This is a genomic window from Shewanella japonica (assembly GCF_002075795.1).
In the GTDB taxonomy this organism is placed as follows: Bacteria; Pseudomonadota; Gammaproteobacteria; order Enterobacterales; family Shewanellaceae; genus Shewanella; species Shewanella japonica.
Map to the genome: position 1 here is coordinate 3660140 of NZ_CP020472.1, position 17764 is coordinate 3677903.

At 40.8% G+C, this 17764-nt stretch carries 13 protein-coding genes, 6 tRNA genes and 1 pseudogene; 1 reads left to right on the forward strand and 19 read right to left on the reverse strand.

Going from position 1 to position 17764, the window contains the following annotated elements; translation table 11 throughout:
• Positions 1-690: 690 nt before the first annotated feature.
• The 9 genes from SJ2017_RS15705 to recA form a co-directional block, all read right to left on the reverse strand.
• Positions 691-767 (reverse strand) — tRNA-Arg (locus SJ2017_RS15705).
• Between the two features lie 80 nt (positions 768-847).
• Positions 848-939, reverse strand: a tRNA-Ser gene (locus tag SJ2017_RS15710).
• Between the two features lie 9 nt (positions 940-948).
• A tRNA-Arg gene (locus SJ2017_RS15715) sits at positions 949-1025 on the reverse strand.
• Positions 1026-1055: 30 nt separating this feature from the next.
• Positions 1056-1132 (reverse strand) — tRNA-Arg (locus SJ2017_RS15720).
• Between the two features lie 31 nt (positions 1133-1163).
• Positions 1164-1240: transfer RNA gene (locus tag SJ2017_RS15725), tRNA-Arg, on the reverse strand.
• A 22-nt stretch (positions 1241-1262) separates the two neighbouring features.
• Positions 1263-1354 (reverse strand) — tRNA-Ser (locus SJ2017_RS15730).
• 488 nt (positions 1355-1842) lie between these two features.
• Positions 1843-2043, reverse strand: coding sequence for a carbon storage regulator CsrA (gene csrA / locus SJ2017_RS15735; protein ID WP_055023781.1), 201 nt, complete (start codon positions 2041-2043; stop codon positions 1843-1845).
• Positions 2044-2543: 500 nt separating this feature from the next.
• Positions 2544-5168, reverse strand: a complete 2625-nt coding sequence (alaS, locus tag SJ2017_RS15740; RefSeq protein WP_080916350.1) for an alanine--tRNA ligase — start codon at positions 5166-5168, stop codon at positions 2544-2546.
• Positions 5169-5498: 330 nt separating this feature from the next.
• Entirely contained in the window at positions 5499-6557 is a 1059-nt protein-coding gene (gene recA / locus SJ2017_RS15745; RefSeq protein WP_080916352.1) for a recombinase RecA, read from the reverse strand.
• A 421-nt stretch (positions 6558-6978) separates the two neighbouring features.
• On the opposite strand from recA, the pseudogene mutS reads away from it, so the two are divergent.
• Positions 6979-9558: pseudogene (mutS, locus tag SJ2017_RS15750) on the forward strand (DNA mismatch repair protein MutS).
• An 87-nt stretch (positions 9559-9645) separates the two neighbouring features.
• On the opposite strand, the gene SJ2017_RS15755 reads toward mutS, so the two are convergent.
• The 10 genes from SJ2017_RS15755 to eno form a co-directional block, all read right to left on the reverse strand.
• Positions 9646-9975, reverse strand: coding sequence for a hypothetical protein (locus tag SJ2017_RS15755; RefSeq protein WP_244899707.1), 330 nt, complete (start codon positions 9973-9975; stop codon positions 9646-9648).
• A gap of 169 nt (positions 9976-10144) precedes the next feature.
• On the reverse strand, positions 10145-11125 hold the full coding sequence (gene rpoS / locus SJ2017_RS15760) for an RNA polymerase sigma factor RpoS (protein WP_055023776.1): 981 nt from the start codon (positions 11123-11125) through the stop codon (positions 10145-10147).
• Positions 11126-11203: 78 nt separating this feature from the next.
• Positions 11204-12094: a peptidoglycan DD-metalloendopeptidase family protein gene (locus SJ2017_RS15765; protein WP_080916354.1), complete on the reverse strand. Its 891-nt coding sequence runs from the start codon at positions 12092-12094 to the stop codon at positions 11204-11206.
• 36 nt (positions 12095-12130) lie between these two features.
• The gene (locus SJ2017_RS15770) at positions 12131-12766 is read right to left on the reverse strand and encodes a protein-L-isoaspartate(D-aspartate) O-methyltransferase (protein ID WP_080916356.1); all 636 of its coding nucleotides are present in this window, start codon (positions 12764-12766) and stop codon (positions 12131-12133) included.
• Positions 12763-13512, reverse strand: a complete 750-nt coding sequence (gene surE / locus SJ2017_RS15775) for a 5'/3'-nucleotidase SurE (protein WP_055023773.1) — start codon at positions 13510-13512, stop codon at positions 12763-12765. Before surE ends, SJ2017_RS15770 begins: the two co-directional genes overlap by 4 nt.
• The gene (truD, locus tag SJ2017_RS15780; protein WP_080916357.1) at positions 13509-14669 is read right to left on the reverse strand and encodes a tRNA pseudouridine(13) synthase TruD; all 1161 of its coding nucleotides are present in this window, start codon (positions 14667-14669) and stop codon (positions 13509-13511) included. The genes surE and truD overlap by 4 nt, the downstream gene beginning before the upstream one ends.
• A gap of 61 nt (positions 14670-14730) precedes the next feature.
• A complete protein-coding gene (ispF, locus tag SJ2017_RS15785; RefSeq protein ID WP_055023771.1) occupies positions 14731-15210 on the reverse strand; it encodes a 2-C-methyl-D-erythritol 2,4-cyclodiphosphate synthase in 480 nt (159 codons plus the stop codon).
• Between the two features lie 45 nt (positions 15211-15255).
• Entirely contained in the window at positions 15256-15978 is a 723-nt protein-coding gene (ispD, locus tag SJ2017_RS15790; protein WP_080917502.1) for a 2-C-methyl-D-erythritol 4-phosphate cytidylyltransferase, read from the reverse strand.
• A 4-nt stretch (positions 15979-15982) separates the two neighbouring features.
• Entirely contained in the window at positions 15983-16285 is a 303-nt protein-coding gene (ftsB, locus tag SJ2017_RS15795; protein WP_080916359.1) for a cell division protein FtsB, read from the reverse strand.
• 102 nt (positions 16286-16387) lie between these two features.
• Entirely contained in the window at positions 16388-17689 is a 1302-nt protein-coding gene (gene eno, locus SJ2017_RS15800; RefSeq protein WP_055023768.1) for a phosphopyruvate hydratase, read from the reverse strand.
• Positions 17690-17764: the final 75 nt, after the last annotated feature.

The following is a 17764-nucleotide window of genomic DNA, read 5'->3' on the forward strand; positions in this document are numbered from 1 at the left end:
AATATAACTAATCTATAACAATTAATCCAACACCTTGTAAATTGGTCAGACCAAAAATAATAAAATTAAAAGGATATAGGTGAGAATTCGATAATTAAAACGAAACTTTTATGATAATAATTTAATTTTGATGGGTTTATGAAGAAAATGACAAGATTATGACGACTTCTAACTAAAAAGTGATATCAAGATAAAGAACAACCAATCGCCCTAAAGAAGTGCAGATGATGTAAAAAGCATAAATATGCCAATTTTATCGTGATTAATTGACTATTTATTACAATCGAGCAGTTACATGGTAAATCATGCTCCTCAGTGTGCCTGATGCCAATAGATCAACGCTGATGATCCATGTTAAGAGTGATTTCACCTAAAAGAGTACCAATATAGATAATGCGTTTGTTGAGTTGCAAAAAAGATCCCCCTTAGCCGCAGACTCTATATAGAGCTCAAGCGCATGCTAACCAACATCAAGCGAATTAAAAGCTGTTAACACGTATAGATTGGCTAAAAATATAAACAGCATTAAAACGACGCTGGCGGCCTAGAAAGGAAGGTAATTGAATTTAACACTTTGAAGGCTTTGCCCTATTACGCAAAATGAAAATAGAAAAGTGACACTTAAATTGAGCACTGACGAACCAGCAATAAAAAATGCCCTGTAGCAAGCTACAGGGCATTCTCTAATAATGGTGCGCGTGGGAGGATTCGAACCTCCGACCGCCTGGTTCGTAGCCAGGTACTCTATCCAGCTGAGCTACACGCGCAAATCTTTCATATCGCTCGCTTAACACGAGCTTGCTCATTGCTAATGAGCTTAGTTGCATGGTTTAGATTATGCAAATAATGGCGGAGAGGGAGGGATTCGAACCCTCGATGGGAGTTAAAGCCCATACTCCCTTAGCAGGGGAGCGCCTTCGGCCACTCGGCCACCTCTCCGAACAATAATGGTGCGCGTGGGAGGATTCGAACCTCCGACCGCCTGGTTCGTAGCCAGGTACTCTATCCAGCTGAGCTACACGCGCAAAATTTGGTACAAAAGCAAATAATATCAATGGTGCGCGTGGGAGGATTCGAACCTCCGACCGCCTGGTTCGTAGCCAGGTACTCTATCCAGCTGAGCTACACGCGCATCGTATTGATATTGCTTTTTTTAATAGTAATGGTGCGCGTGGGAGGATTCGAACCTCCGACCGCCTGGTTCGTAGCCAGGTACTCTATCCAGCTGAGCTACACGCGCATCGTTTACTATTTTTAAGAAATGGCGGAGAGGGAGGGATTCGAACCCTCGATGGGAGTTAAAGCCCATACTCCCTTAGCAGGGGAGCGCCTTCGGCCACTCGGCCACCTCTCCGTTTTCTTGGGCGGTATATTACTGTTTGAAGAAAATAAGTCAAACCCTTTTTCAGAAACTATATTCATTTGAACTGTTTTTAATCACATTGCCGACATATGCCACAATATTTATCAATTCTTTTACCCGATTTTTGTTTTTATAGATAAAAACAATAAACCATCATTTTTGTAGCCATCATCGTCATTCATTAAAATGAAGTAGATAAACCTGCCCATAAACTAAAAATCAGCTTATTTGAGAATAATTGTGTGCATAATGATTAGAGCAAATAAATGAAGATCGAAATAATTAGAGGGTTAGAACAACACTCAAGTCGTCAACGACTCAAAGATAAAAAAGAAGCGTCACAGCAATGATGATTAAAAACGCTTAAAAATGATTAAAGCAACAGCGATAGCTTCCATTGATCCAGCATTATTTACCATCCAAAAACAATAAAGCCAGCTTTCGCTGGCCTTATTCGTATAGCTAACAATTCTGATTTATCAGAAATTGCCCCCTTCTGGGGTCGTATTGCCAGATTTTTCTGACTGGATACGTTGGTAAATTTCTTCACGATGAACTGATACTTCTTTAGGTGCGTTTACACCGATACGTACCTGATTACCTTTTACGCCAAGCACAGTAACTGTAACTTCATCACCTATCATTAATGTTTCGCCTACACGGCGAGTCAAAATCAGCATTCGATTGCTCCTTTAGTCCAATCAGCATACACCAGCTTCTATCCGTAATATGCGCGTTTTAATATAGTTAGCTTAATACAAATCATTAGTAACGACACTAAATCAATAAAATTTTTAAGCTTTTTACTGTAAAAAATCAAAAAATAAAGAAATTCGGTATTTTTAAAGTCCGATTGTTTCAAGCTGTTAACATTTGACGTTCATTCTTTAGACAAAGCTAAAACAGAACCTTCAAAACAATTTGTCGCTTTCATAACCAAATAAGCATAAAAAACTATACTCACATGATTTTCAGTGCGTTAAATCTGTTTTTATTCAAAAATGTGGTTTCGTAATACCGCTGTCATTATTACGTTTCTACTATGCCAAACCTTGAACAATCACTCAAGCCATAAAGCAACTAACAATCACTGGTAAATCAATCACATTTTTACCCGCTATCAATATTAGATGCTTTATGTTCATTGCTCTATGAGAGTGACTTTAATCTTAATTAACCGTTAGCCTAAACGCTCTGTTAACCAAGGTTGAACTAATGCTAAGGCATCATCAAGTTTCTCTGGTTGCGTACCGCCAGCTTGAGCCATATCAGGACGACCACCGCCTTTACCACCAACTTGCTGAGCGACCATAGCAACAAGCTCACCAGCCTTCACTTTACCGACTAAATCTTTACTCACACCAGCAATAAGATTAACTTTACCTTCATTAGCTATACCAAGCACAATAATGGCTGAGTTTAGCTTCTGCTTAAGCTCATCTTGTAAACCACGTAGTGATTTAGGATCAACACCTTCAAGCTTTTTAACAAGAACTTTTACGCCGTTTAGTTCAATGGCTTCACCAGCAATATCTGCACTAGCTGCAGCAGCTAACTTATCTTTTAGCTGCGACATTTCTTTTTCTAGTTGCTTCACTTTATCAAGTTGCGCTTTAAGCTTAGCAACAACTGAAGCTGAGTCAGACTTTAACAATGAAGCCGCTTTATCAAGTTGTGCTTGCTGGTCAGCAACATACTCCATTGCCGCAACGCCAGTCACCGCTTCAATACGACGAATACCCGCCGCAATACCGCCTTCAGAAGTGATTTTGAATAAACCAATATCACCTGTACGGCCAACATGTGTACCACCACAGAGTTCAATCGAGAAATCACCCATAGTCACAACGCGTACTTCACTGTCGTACTTTTCACCAAACAAAGCCATAGCGCCCTGCTCTTTTGCCTCATCAATACCCATCACAGCAGTTTTTAGCTGATGGTTACGACGGATTTGGGTATTAACCATATCTTCTACTTGCTTGAGCTCTGCAGCAGTTACGGCTTCAAAGTGCGCAAAGTCAAAACGTAAACGCTCAGGGTTAACTAAAGATCCCTTTTGATTTACGTGAGTACCTAAAACATTACGAAGGGCGGCATGTAATAAGTGAGTCACCGAGTGATTTAACTGTGTACGGTGACGTAATTTCTTATCCACTTCTGCAGTGACTTTTTGGCCTACAGTCAATGTACCTGCCGTTAACTTACCTTCGTGACCAAATGCTTGACCGAAGATTTGCGTATCAGCAACTTCAAAAACATTTTCGCCAATTGAAAGTAAGCCTTTATCACCTACCTGACCACCTGACTCAGCATAAAAAGGCGTGTTATCTAATACGATTACCGCTTCTTGACCTGCTGCTAACGTCTCGACTGATTCACCACCAACATAAATTGCAGAAACACTGCCTTCACCGTTTAATTCGGTGTAACCACAAAACTCAGTTTCACCTTCGATTTTAAGACCAGTATTATAATCAGTACCAAAATTACCAGCAGCTTGTGCACGGCTTCTTTGCTCAGCCATCGCAGCTTCGAAACCGGCTTCATCAACGGTAATATCACGTTCACGACAGACGTCAGCTGTAAGATCCACAGGGAAACCATAGGTATCGTAAAGTTTAAAGGCTGTTTCACCATCTAAAACGTTAGTATCTAACTCGTTTAACGCAGCATCTAAAATACCTAAGCCACGCTCTAGTGTTCTGGCAAATTGTTCTTCTTCAGCTTTTAATGATTTTTCAATAATAGCTTTAGCTTCAACCAAACTTTTACCCGCATCGCCCATGACTTCAATCAGGGTAGGCAGTAATTTAAAGAAGAACGTATCGGTTGCACCTAACTTATTTCCGTGGCGCACTGCACGACGAATGATACGACGCAATACATAACCACGGCCTTCATTCGACGGCATCACACCATCAGCAATTAAGAATGAACAAGAACGAATATGGTCAGCAATTACGCGCAGTGATTTATTTTCTAAATCTTCAACCCCAATAATTTCCGCCGCTTTTTTGATTAACGCTTGGAAAATATCAATTTCGTAGTTTGAGTGTACGCCTTGCATGATAGCTGCAATACGCTCAATTCCCATACCTGTATCGACTGAAGGTTTTGGTAGCGGTTTCATTTCACCGTCAGCTTGACGGTTGTACTGCATGAAAACGATATTCCAGATTTCAATGAAGCGATCGCCATCTTCTTCTGGTGTACCAGGGCGGCCGCCCCAAATGTGCTCGCCATGATCATAAAAGATCTCTGAACATGGACCACAAGGACCTGTATCACCCATTTGCCAGAAGTTGTCAGAGGCATAAGGAGCGCCTTTGTTATCACCAATACGAATAATATTTTCAGCAGCAACACCGATTTTCTTATTCCAGATTTCAAAGGCTTCGTCATCAGTATCGTAAATAGTGACACAAAGTTTTTCTGTTGGTAATTTCAGTGTTTGGGTTAAGAAGTTCCACGCATATGAAATGGCTTCTTCTTTAAAGTAATCACCAAAACTAAAGTTACCTAACATTTCAAAGAAAGTATGGTGACGGGCGGTGTAACCTACATTATCTAAGTCATTATGCTTACCACCAGCACGGACACAACGTTGCGATGTCGTTGCACGTGAATAACCACGATTTTCCAATCCTAGAAAAGCTTCTTTAAATTGGTTCATACCCGCATTTGTAAATAATAACGTTGGATCGTTATGTGGTACTAACGAGCTACTGTCGACAACTTGGTGTCCGTTGTTACCAAAATACGCTAAAAATGCGCTTCTTAATTCTGTGGTGGTCTGAAACATGAAATCGCCCTAAATGGATAAATTCTATTTATCATGAAGCTGAATATCAGCTTTAAATTGGCAACATTATATACTTAAACAAACTGAAGGTGCGAGATCCAAGCGTATTTAGATTAGCGATTTTCTTGCTATGAGGGGCGATTACTGCAATCGGTTAATTGGTTTTTAATAATCTGTGCCGTAATACGAGCTAAATGACGTCTTTAATGAAGTCATTTCCTTACGAGCGGCGTTCGATCACATATGCCAATGAATAGAGCACTTACAAAAAAAAATCGCGGCCGACTCATGTCGACCGCGATAGTTATTTTCATTACTGTTAAAACGTGATTAGAACACTTCACCTGTTTCTAAATCGATGTTTTCATCCGACTCAGCTGGTGCCACTTCTTTTTCAGTGCTTAATAGCATTTGACGTAAATTTGCTTCAATTTCTTCTGCTACTGCAGGGTTTTCAACTAGGTATTTCCCCGCATTTGCGCGGCCTTGACCAATCTTGTTGCCTTGGTAGCTGTACCAAGCACCAGCTTTCTCAACCAGCTTGTGTGCTACACCTAAATCAACGAGCTCACCAGTACGGTTAATACCTTTACCGTAAAGAATTTGGAATTCAGCTTGTCTAAATGGCGCTGCAATTTTATTTTTAACGACCTTAACTCGAGTCTCGTTACCTACGACAGCATCGCCGTCTTTAATCGCACCTGTACGACGAATATCTAAACGTACAGAAGCGTAGAATTTAAGTGCATTACCACCCGTTGTGGTTTCAGGGTTACCAAACATAACACCAATTTTCATACGAATTTGGTTAATGAAAATAAGTAGCGTATTTGACTGTTTTAAGTTACCTGCAAGCTTACGCATTGCCTGGCTCATCATACGTGCGGCAAGGCCCATATGAGAATCACCAATTTCACCTTCAATTTCAGCTTTTGGTGTTAATGCTGCAACAGAATCGACAATGATTACATCAACAGCACCTGAACGTGTTAGCGCATCACAGATTTCAAGCGCTTGCTCACCAGTATCAGGTTGTGAACATAATAGGTTATCAATATCGACACCTAGATTTTTTGCATAGATAGGGTCTAGAGCATGCTCAGCATCAATAAACGCACACGTTTTGCCTTCACGTTGTGCTGCAGCAATAACTTCAAGTGTTAACGTTGTTTTACCCGATGATTCTGGACCGTAAATTTCAACGATACGTCCCATCGGTAAACCACCAGCACCTAAGGCAACATCCAACGAAAGCGAACCTGTAGAAATGGTTTCAACATCCATTGTGCGATCAGCGCCCAACTTCATGATTGAACCTTTACCAAATTGCTTTTCAATTTGACCTAATACAGCATTCAGCGCTTTCTCTTTATTTGGATCTGCTTTCATTCTCTTTATCCCTTTAAGGTGACTCAGTTCGAATAACGAACTTGGTAACGAATAAATTTGTCTGTTTCGTAATATGAGCTCAGTATACTGTATAATCATACAGTATCAATAGTTACTGTATAATTTTTTTCCTTTTTTTTACCTTACTATTATTTACACATTAAAAATCATACAGTTAATAACGAAAATATATTAATAACGATAAATAGTAGACAAACAAAACCACTGTATACAGTACTTCTAGGTTGGGTAAATTCCTGAGTTTACAACAATAAGTATTGTTCAAAAAATCAGTAAACAAGGGCAAGACGGCATAGCATCGTTGCGATTCTATTGGGTATCAAATCAATTGTTGTTAAGATGACCGCCTATATTGACCCAGACTTAGCCTAATTCAAAATAAAGTAAGAGCAATCACTTAATGACCGTAAATGAAGACCCAAATTTAGAAAAGCACACTCCCATGATGCGCCAGTATTTAACGCTGAAAGCACAGCATCCTGAAATGCTGTTGTTTTATCGTATGGGAGACTTTTATGAATTATTTTATGAAGACGCTAAGCTGGCATCTGAACTGTTAGGTATCTCATTAACTGCACGTGGAAAAAGTGGTGGTAACGCGATTCCCATGGCAGGACTTCCCTACCACGCCGTTGAAGGTTACCTCGCAAAATTGGTTCAAATTGGTCAATCTGTCGCTATTTGTGAACAAGTCGGTGACCCTGCTACAAGTAAAGGACCAGTTGAGCGTAAAGTTGTAAGAATTGTTACCCCAGGTACCTTAACCGACGAAGCCTTACTACAAGAAAAGCAGGATAACTTACTTGCTGCGGTATATCAGGGTAAGAGTGGATTTGGCTACGCGACTTTAGATGTTTCGTCTGGTCGATTTGTTATTGTTGAACTTGAAAATGAAGAAACACTGGAAGCTGAACTGCAACGTACCAGTCCTGCAGAATTGCTCTACAGTGAAGATTTACTTGACCGCCAATTAATTGAAAATCGCAAAGGCATACGTCGAAGACCTGAATGGGAGTTTGATTACGATACCAGCATTCAATTACTTCTAGAGCAATTTGGTACCAAAGATCTTCATGGATTTGGTATTACAAATGCTAGGCTTTCGCTACAAGCAGCTGGCTGATTAATGCAATATGTCAAAGACACACAAAAAACAGCATTGCCTCATATTAATAGCATCACCATGTTTAATCAGGCTGATACTATCATTCTTGATGCTGCAACCCGCCGAAACTTAGAACTTACTATTAATTTATCTGGCTCACGTGATAATACCTTAGCTTGGGTACTCGATAAGACAGCTACGCCGATGGGAAGTCGTATGTTGCAGCGATGGATCCACCAACCGCTGCGTGACCAACAGCATATTAGCCAAAGACAACAAGCAGTTGCTGAGTTAATTGATACGGGGCTATATGCAGACTTACACCAGCAATTAAAAACCCTTGGCGATATCGAACGTATCATGGCGAGGCTAGCTATTCGCAGCGCACGCCCACGAGATTTTGCCCGTCTTCGCCAGGCGTTGGCTTTATTACCTGAAATTCAGCAAACTTTAGGTCACTGCCAACAAAGTGAACTCCAACGTCTAGCCAATTTATTAGGCGAGTTTCCAGAGCAGCAACAGCTATTGGAAAATGCGATTGTCGATAATCCGCCTATGCTTATCCGTGATGGCGGCGTAATTAAAGCGGGTTACAACGCACAACTAGATGAATGGCGTGGCCTAAGTGAAGGGGCATCTGATTATCTAGTACAATTAGAAAACCGTGAAAAAGAACAAACAGGCATCAATACCTTAAAGGTCGGCTACAACCGGGTTCACGGCTACTATATCGAAGTGAGTCGCTTACAATCAGATCAAGTTCCTTTGAGCTATCAGCGTCGTCAAACACTAAAGAATACCGAACGCTACATCACACCAGAGTTAAAAGAATACGAAGAGAAAGTGCTATCTAGTCAAGGAAAGGCATTAGCGATTGAAAAGCAGCTTTGGGAAGAGTTATTTGATTTACTTTTACCTAAATTGCATGAACTAAAACTGTTTGCCCAAGCTGCATCCGAATTAGATGTGCTAAGCAACTTTGCAGAGCGAGCTGAAACACTGGATTATCATTGTCCAGAAATCAGTAATGACATTGGTATTCATATCGAGTCTGGCCGTCATCCTGTGGTCGAATTAGTTAGCCAAACACCATTTATTGCCAACCCAGTCACCCTCGCGCCTAAGCGAAGAATGCTTATCGTAACGGGGCCCAATATGGGGGGTAAGTCGACTTATATGCGTCAGGTTGCGTTAATCACGCTTATGGCTCATATAGGTAGCTTTGTACCTGCACAAAAAGCAATTATCGGCCCTGTAGATCGAATATTTACACGTATCGGCGCCTCTGACGATCTCGCCTCTGGACGTTCTACTTTTATGGTCGAAATGACAGAAACCGCTAACATTCTTCATAATGCTACAGAGAAAAGTTTAGTTTTAATGGATGAAATCGGTCGAGGAACTTCGACCTATGACGGTTTATCTCTAGCTTGGTCAGCAGCAGAGTATTTAGCTGAAAAAGTAGCTGCATTAACCTTGTTTGCAACCCACTATTTTGAGCTAACACAATTGCCAGAACAGATTAATGGAACTGCTAACGTGCATTTAGATGCCGTCGAGCACGGGGACACAATTGCCTTTATGCATGCTGTTCAAGAGGGCGCTGCGAGTAAAAGTTATGGCTTACAAGTTGCTTCACTAGCAGGGGTACCAGCCCACGTCATCAAAGCGGCGAAACAAAAACTGCATATGCTTGAAAGTCGTGACTTTGCTAATAACAATCAAGTACCGATTCAAGAAGCATTAAACCTGACATTACCTGAACCCCAGTCATCTGCTGCAACAGACAAGTTAGCTAAGATAAACCCAGACAATTTAACGCCTAAACAGGCTTTAGATATGTTGTATGAACTTAAAAGGTTAGCTCAGCTTTAATACATCTATTTATAGACTCAATACAAAAAACGCTGCGATGATTTCGCAGCGTTTTTTTATTCACTAACAGCATTGAGTATAGCCTGGTCACTTCTCTAATGATTTTAGACTACTCGTATCAACTCCTTTCATGACTTCTTGCTCTAATGCATGTTGCTCAGCTAACTCATTACTCTTGGTCTGTTGCTGTAATTTCTGTTGCTCGATGCTCATTCTTACTTGGCGCTGTATTGATTCTTGCTCAGTTTCACACTGTCTAAATCCATCAGTCCAGCCTTGAGCATAATCCTGCTCCTGATTAAAGCGATTGACATCTTTTTTAAACTCATCAAACAAACTTCCGCCAGCCTTGTTACCGCTATCGCACCCATCCTGAAAACCATCGGCATAAGCTAGGGGATAACCTTGCTCTATCATTGTGTCTCTTGTGCTTTGACAACCAGTCAATATCACAACACATACAATACTGATAAAACTAATGACATTTTTTTCATTGTTTCTTATTCCTCGTTTTCAACAGACAATAAAAAAGGACATGATTAATGTCCTTATTCACTGAAAGCATACTAAAGCTTATTCCAACAAATTAGCTTCTGAATAACGCTTCAACTGACAAGCCTTGTGCACCTAAAACATCTTTCAATCGTTTTAAAGCTTCAACTTGGATCTGGCGGACACGTTCACGCGTTAGGCCAATCTCAGCACCCACATTTTCTAATGTAGAAGGCTCATAACCTAATAAACCAAAACGTCTCGCGAGCACTTCTCTTTGCTTAGTATTTAGCTCATTTAGCCAACCTACTATCGAATTTGATAGATCTTCATCCTGCACTTTGTAATCAGGTCCAACCGAATCATCATCAGCAATGACATCTAATAAGGCTTTATCATTTTCGCCGCCTAATGGCGTATCTACAGAAGTGATTTTTTCGTTTAGCTTTAACATGCGGCTTACATCGCTAGTAGAAACATCTAACGTATCTGCGATTTCTTCAGCCGTGGGCTCATGATCTAATTTTTGAGCCAATTGTCTTGCGGTACGAAGGTACACGTTAAGCTCTTTAACGACATGAATAGGTAAACGAATGGTGCGAGTTTGATTCATGATAGCGCGCTCAATGGTCTGTCTTATCCACCATGTCGCATAAGTTGAAAAACGAAAGCCTCGCTCTGGGTCAAATTTTTCGACCGCGCGAATAAGTCCTAGGTTACCTTCTTCAATAAGATCAAGTAACGCTAGTCCACGGTTGTTATACCTTCTGGCAATTTTAACAACTAAACGTAAGTTACTTTCTATCATGCGGTTACGAGATTTCTCGCAGCCTTTGAGTGCTTTACGTGAAAAGAAGACTTCTTCTTCTGCACTAAGCAAAGGGGAAAAACCAATCTCACCTAAATATAGTTGAGTGGCGTCAAGATTCTTTTGCAGATCATCTTGAACTTGTTGGTCGATATCGGGTTGCTGTGCTGTTTTGGCTTTAGTTCCTGCCTTTAGTGCAACCTCTTCTGGTTGTTTAGCTAAATCCATAAGCTCTTCTGCTACTGCAGCGTTTTGTTTCTGGCTCATATGGTGCTCTCCCAAACCTGATAAAATTTAAGTATCTACTGCACTTGCCTATCCTCCGTTTTAATGTGAACTAAACAGTTAGCGTTTAGGTAAATAATTTAATGGGTTAACTGACTTACCATGGAGACGGATCTCAAAATGTAACATCACCTGGTTTGCCCCTGCGCTACCCATTTTCGCCACTGTCTGTCCTGCATTTACATATTGTTTTTCTTTGACCAATATTGCATCAGCATGGGCATATGCACTTAAAAAATCTTCGTTATGCTTAATAATGACTAAATTACCATATCCACGAAGTGCATTGCCGGCATAAACCACTCTTCCATCAGCTGCGGCTTTAATAATATCACCGCGAGAACCCGCAAGCTTAATGCCCTGATTCCCCTGTTGAGTGGTAGAGAAATACCCTATTATTCGACCTTTATTCGGCCAATTCCACTTACTTACTTTATCTGGCAAGCGTGAAACAGGATTTTTCGCTACTTGTACCGTTTTTTCTTGGGTAGTTTTTACAGAATACGCAGGCTTTGCTTTGTGATCAAGCTCTTTTTTTGTACTATTTTTATCAGCACTAGTGCCAGCCTGTTTTGTAGCTGTAGTTTGTTTTGCCACAGGTTTCTTTGCAGGCTTAGGTTTACTGTTCGCTACAGCAACCGGTTTAGCTGACGTTTTGCTAGGTGTAGGCTGATAGAGTTTCAGCGTCTGCCCGGGGTAAATTGTGTAAGGTGCTTTGAGGCGATTATATTTAGCAATATCGCTAAAATCCTTGCCTGCCCCCCAAGAAATTGAATACAAGGTATCGCCACGTTTTACTTTGTAAGTGCCAGAGGTGATCGAGCCTTTATTGTATTTCGGCCCAGCAGAAGCCGAAATGCTACTCACAGGTGCTGGAGTGTGAGCTTGAAAACTACAACCCGTAATTGAAAGCAATATGAAAGTGATTAAAACCCAATTGTGATACTTCAAGCATGTTCTCCAAAATGATAGGAAATATCACCCTAATTAAGCGAGTTCGCCATTAATTAATGGGACGAATTTTACTGCCTCAATAATCTGTGAACTGTACTCATTCCCGTGACGAGTAATTTTTAATAATTGCTGAGAGTCTTCTCCAACAGGGATCACTAATACACCGCATTCTGATAACTGCATCAATAAAGCTTCTGGCACTGAAGCTGCAGCAGCAGTCACCATAATGGCATCAAAAGGAGCTTTGTTCTGCCACCCTTTCCAGCCATCACCGTATTTAAAAGAAACGTTATGCAAATCTAAACGCTTTAATCGCTGCCGAGCTTGAATTTGCAACGCTTTAATTCGTTCAATAGTGCACAGTTGGGGCACTAACTGAGCTAATATCGCAGCTTGATATCCTGAACCTGTGCCAATCTCCAACACTTTGCTAGGATTATGTTGTAACAACAATTCAGTCATTCTTGCGACAATATAAGGCTGAGAAATCGTTTGTCCTTGCCCAATGGGTAAGGCGGTATTCTCATAAGCTTTATGCGCCAAAGCGCCATCTAAAAATAGCTCTCTTGGAGTATTAGACACGGCTTGTAAGACGGCATTATTACGAATCCCAGCTTCGTGTAACTTTCTCGCTAAATTAATGGCAACTGTTGAGGCTACCTGGCTCATAGTTTATTTATCCAGTTCTCTAAACCAGCAAGCTGATTATATGCAGTTAAGTCGACAGTTAACGGCGTTATTGAAACAAAACCTTGCTCTACAGTGCCAAAGTCAGTGTCATCACTCGCATCTTGTTCTTTACCTGGCGGGCCTAACCAGTATATATCTCGCCCAGCAGGATCTTGAGCTTTGATCATGCCTTCAGCTTTATGTCTCGAGCCTAGGCGAGTCACGCGTATGCCTTTGATTTCTTCTACAGGCAAGTCAGGGACGTTAACATTTAAAATTTGATCATTATTAATGGGGTGTTCAAGCAAGCCTTGTACAATTCTAGCCGCATAAATTGCAGCACTTTGATAATGTATCAGCTCTTTACCAACTAAAGACACTGCAATGGCAGGCAGTCCTAAAAATCGCCCTTCCATCGCAGCTGCCACTGTGCCTGAATATAATGTGTCATCACCCATATTTGCGCCTGCATTAATGCCAGATACGACAATATCGGGTTCATTATCACATAGCTCACGAATTGCTAAATGAACACAATCGGAAGGTGTGCCATTAACCGCAATATACCCATTATCTAAGTTATTAATTCTTAATGGGTTAGTCAAGGTCAAAGAATTACTCGCTGCAGAACAGTTACGATCAGGAGCGACCACTTTTACCTTCGCGATTTTAGCAAGTTCAACAGCAAGGGCTTTTATACCAGGAGCCGTTACTCCATCATCATTACTAACAAGTATATTAATCACTTTGTCGACTCTTGCGCTTTTTGTAGGTTTTCTGCTTGCATTGAAGCTTGCATTTGCTGTTCAGCAACCCTTTGCTGACGTGCAACTTCCTGCACATCTTGATAATCCAATAACTCTCGCAAAACGGAAGTTGCATAGCTACCTGCAGGTAATATGAACTCTATGAGCAAGGTGTCTTGTTCAAAACGATATTTCAATGCTTGCGGTTTTAACAGCATAGGCCGTCTTTCTTGCTCTAACCCAGCTTGCTCTAACCCTTGTAGATCGTTTGTTAGTGCTATTAACGCAGCTTGCTCAACATTAGCAGCATCAGCTTGAGGGAGTATGCTACCTCTTCCCCATAACGGCGCCGATAACTGAATATCATTACTTGATAATCTTGCTAATGTTTCAGGATCCCATTTATCTGTCACAAAAAAACTTTTACTCCCCGCAAGCATGACGCAATCTCCTGTCAGAGGCGCAATACTATGATGGTTTAATCGATAAGACACCACTTGATTAAACACATTAGAGCGAACTGCCGAAAGATACATACTGCGCTTTTTTCGATCTTTTACTTTTTTTCCAGCTAGCATTTGCTGGCCAAAAATCAAATTCTTACCTTGATGACCAAAGCGCTGTTCCCCAAAATAATTAGGGACACCAGTTTGCATTACCTGTTGAATACGTTTCTCAAGCTCAGCCTTGTCACTGACATTGCGCAGGGTGAGTTCAAAACGATTTCCAAGTAATGCCCCAATACGCAATTTTTTACTATGGCGCTGACTAGATAATATGGTTAAGCGAGGGGTATTTTCTTTATTCGCTAAGTCAACTTCATTCGCCTTTGCATCAGTATTATCTTGTGTTGAAAGAGACTGCCAGTCAGGGGTTTCTTTTCCCGGAATTCTGACGCCGAACCATTGCTCAGTAACGGCGTTTTTATCTTTTTGGCCCGCGTACGTCACTTCTTTTTGATGAACTTTAGCGAATTTAGCCAAGATTTCAGCCACCTGATTGGTATTCAAGCCCTCTTTACGCACATGGATCATATGATGCTCACCTTCACCTGTTGGACTGAAAGGGAGCATTTCTTTAACGATAAAATCACTGTTTACAGTACGTAAATCAGCTTTACATGCAGGCTTACCAAAAAGGTAATGTAACGAACTCATGATATTTTCTCTAACTCATTGGGGTTGTAAGTTGAACGGCACTTACAAGAAAACGGTTTAACTATTTTTGTGTCATTAATACAACTGACTCAACGGCTATACCTTCTTTGCGACCTGTAAAACCTAACTTTTCGGTCGTTGTCGCTTTAACATTAATATTCTCAACATGCGTCTCTAAATCAGTCGCAATACACTGACGAATGGCTTCAATATGAGGTAGCATTTTAGGCGCTTGAGCAATAATAGTGACATCAAGGTTGCCTACAATAAATTGCTTCTGCTTTGCGAGATTAAAGCAATGTCTTAATAAAACACGGCTATCAGCCCCTGCAAATTCAGCATCGGTGTCAGGAAAATGCTTACCGATATCTCCAAGCGCCATAGCGCCTAAAATCGCATCTGAAACAGCATGCAGCACAACATCACCATCAGAGTGAGCAATTAATCCCGTCTCATAAGGTACTGTGACACCACCTAAAATAAGTGGCTTATCGCCACCAAACTTGTGTACGTCAAAACCATGTCCAATTCGTATATTCATCATTATCACTTTTCGTTAATGTTTATGCGTATAGGTTTATCAAGCTTATTTGCTATTGATATGCGCTAAAAACAACTTTGCAAGTTGCAGATCATCAGGGTGAGTCACTTTAATATTGTCAGCTCTACCGTTGACCAAGCCTGGCTTCACGCCAGCCCACTCCATCGCACTGGCTTCATCTGTAATCGTGATATTTTGCTCAAGTGCTGATGATAGATGTTGTTGCAACTGCCCTGCTGGGAATAGCTGTGGCGTCAATGCATGCCATAAATTATCTCGGCACACGGTTTCTGCAATTGACAGACTCGATAACTCACACCTTTTCATGGTATCTCTTACCGGCATAGCCAAAATAGCGCCTTGTGGAAATTGCTCTCGAGAAGACAATAATTTATCGATATCAGTTTGGGTTAAACATGGCCTTGCTGCATCATGAACCAATGCCCATTTAGGCTGAGTGCTGTGATCATTTTTACAGATAGCGCTAAGAGCGGCGAGCACAGAATCAGCTCGTTCATCTCCGCCGATAACAGTTGTTATCTTTGGATGTTCAGCCTGAGACAATGTCTCAAAGAATCGATCGTCAGGATGCAAAGCAACAATGACTTCACTGATATCAGCATGAGCGATTAAGCTATCTAAGGTGTGGGCTAAAATACTTTGCTCACCAAGTGCTAAATACTGTTTGGGAATAGTGGCGCCCATTCTTGCGCCAATGCCAGCTGCCGGAACAATGGCAATCACATCTGATGTTACAGACTTCATCATTTTTTTACTGACCAAAGGTAGAATTATTACGAGGATTATTACCTACGACACGAAAGAAAGTTTCTCCTTCCTTTACCATGCCTAGCTCATTGCGAGCACGTTCTTCAATTGCTTCAGTGCCACTTTTAAGATCAATAATCTCTTCTTTAAGCACGAGGTTTCTTGCAATAAGTTTATTATTACTTTCTTGTTGGCTGGCAATTTGCTTTTGCAAATTCATATACTGAGAAAGGTTGTTCTCGCCTAACCATAGTCGATACTGCAACAAGCCTACTAAGATAAAAAGTAATAGTAAAAGTCGTTTCATATAGTTGGTTTTCGGCGAAATTTAAAAATAATAGTAATGCTATAGTACAACAAAAAAGGCCACCTAGTGGTGACCTTTTTAAGATTTAGCTAAGATTTGAAATTAAGCTTGGCCTTTCACTTCTTTTAAACCGTTATAAGGTGCTTTTTCACCTAGTGCTTCTTCGATACGAAGTAGTTGGTTGTACTTAGCCACACGATCACTACGGCTTAATGAGCCCGTTTTAATTTGGCCTGCAGCAGTACCAACAGCTAAGTCTGCAATCGTTGCATCTTCTGTTTCACCACTACGGTGAGAAATAACGACAGTAAAGCCTGCGTCTTTAGCCATTTTGATTGCAGCTAACGTTTCAGTTAACGAACCAATTTGGTTAAATTTGATTAAGATTGAGTTAGCAATACCGTTGTCGATACCGCGCTTCAAAATTTTAGTGTTTGTCACGAATAAATCGTCACCAACTAATTGGATTTTGTCACCTAACAATTTAGTTTGGTGTGCAAAACCGTCCCAATCAGACTCGTCAAGACCATCTTCAATTGAAACAATTGGGTATTCTTTCGTTAGATCTTGTAAGAAGTAGTTAAACTCTTCTGAAGTGAACTTTTTACCTTCACCTTTAAGGTCATAGATATTTGCTTCTTTGTCATAAAACTCAGATGCGGCACAATCCATCGCTAGTGTGATGTCTTTACCTAACTCGTAACCAGCATTCGCTACAGCGACTTTAATTGCAGCTAATGCTGATGCATTAGATGGAAGGTTAGGTGCAAAACCACCTTCATCACCCACTGCAGTTGAATGACCGTCAGCTTTTAAGACTTTCGCTAGGCTATGGAATACTTCAGCACCCATGCGTAAACCTTCACGGAAATTAGCAGCGCCAACAGGCTGAATCATAAATTCTTGAATATCTACTGAGTTATCAGCATGCTCACCACCATTAATGATGTTCATCATTGGTAGTGGCATAGAGTAAACACCAGGCGTACCGTTTAAATCAGCGATATGAACGTATAAAGGCACTTTCTTTGATGCTGCAGCAGCTTTAGCCGCAGCTAAAGAAACAGCTAAAATAGCGTTAGCACCAAATTTAGCTTTATTTTCAGTACCATCTAAGTCAATCATGATTTGGTCAAGTTCAGCTTGAGCCAATGCATCTTTACCTTTTAGTGCATCTGCAATTGGGCCGTTTACCGCTTCAACTGCTTTTAAGACACCTTTACCTAAGTAACGTGCTTTGTCGCCGTCACGTAATTCTAATGCTTCACGTGAACCAGTAGATGCACCTGATGGTGCCGCAGCCATACCAAAAGAGCCATCATCAAGATGTACTTCAGCTTCTACTGTTGGGTTACCACGCGAATCCATGATTTCGCGACCAATGACGTTAATAATGTTAGCCATAATATCCTCGATATATGTAAGATAAAATTAAAATAGAAAATCAATACCAATAATCAGTAACATTAATCTAAATAA

Bases quoted from the DNA above. Each gene is read 5' to 3' on its own strand.
- csrA (WP_055023781.1), bottom strand. From the start codon at position 2,043: ATGCTGATTTTGACTCGCCGTGTAGGCGAAACATTAATGATAGGTGAT.
- alaS (WP_080916350.1), bottom strand. From the start codon at position 5,168: ATGTTTCAGACCACCACAGAATTAAGAAGCGCATTTTTAGCGTATTTT.
- recA (WP_080916352.1), bottom strand. From the start codon at position 6,557: ATGAAAGCAGATCCAAATAAAGAGAAAGCGCTGAATGCTGTATTAGGT.
- SJ2017_RS15755 (WP_244899707.1), bottom strand. From the start codon at position 9,975: ATGATAGAGCAAGGTTATCCCCTAGCTTATGCCGATGGTTTTCAGGAT.
- rpoS (WP_055023776.1), bottom strand. From the start codon at position 11,125: ATGAGCCAGAAACAAAACGCTGCAGTAGCAGAAGAGCTTATGGATTTA.
- SJ2017_RS15770 (WP_080916356.1), bottom strand. From the start codon at position 12,766: ATGAGCCAGGTAGCCTCAACAGTTGCCATTAATTTAGCGAGAAAGTTA.
- truD (WP_080916357.1), bottom strand. From the start codon at position 14,669: ATGAGTTCGTTACATTACCTTTTTGGTAAGCCTGCATGTAAAGCTGAT.
- ispF (WP_055023771.1), bottom strand. From the start codon at position 15,210: ATGAATATACGAATTGGACATGGTTTTGACGTACACAAGTTTGGTGGC.
- ispD (WP_080917502.1), bottom strand. From the start codon at position 15,978: ATGATGAAGTCTGTAACATCAGATGTGATTGCCATTGTTCCGGCAGCT.
- ftsB (WP_080916359.1), bottom strand. From the start codon at position 16,285: ATGAAACGACTTTTACTATTACTTTTTATCTTAGTAGGCTTGTTGCAG.
- eno (WP_055023768.1), bottom strand. From the start codon at position 17,689: ATGGCTAACATTATTAACGTCATTGGTCGCGAAATCATGGATTCGCGT.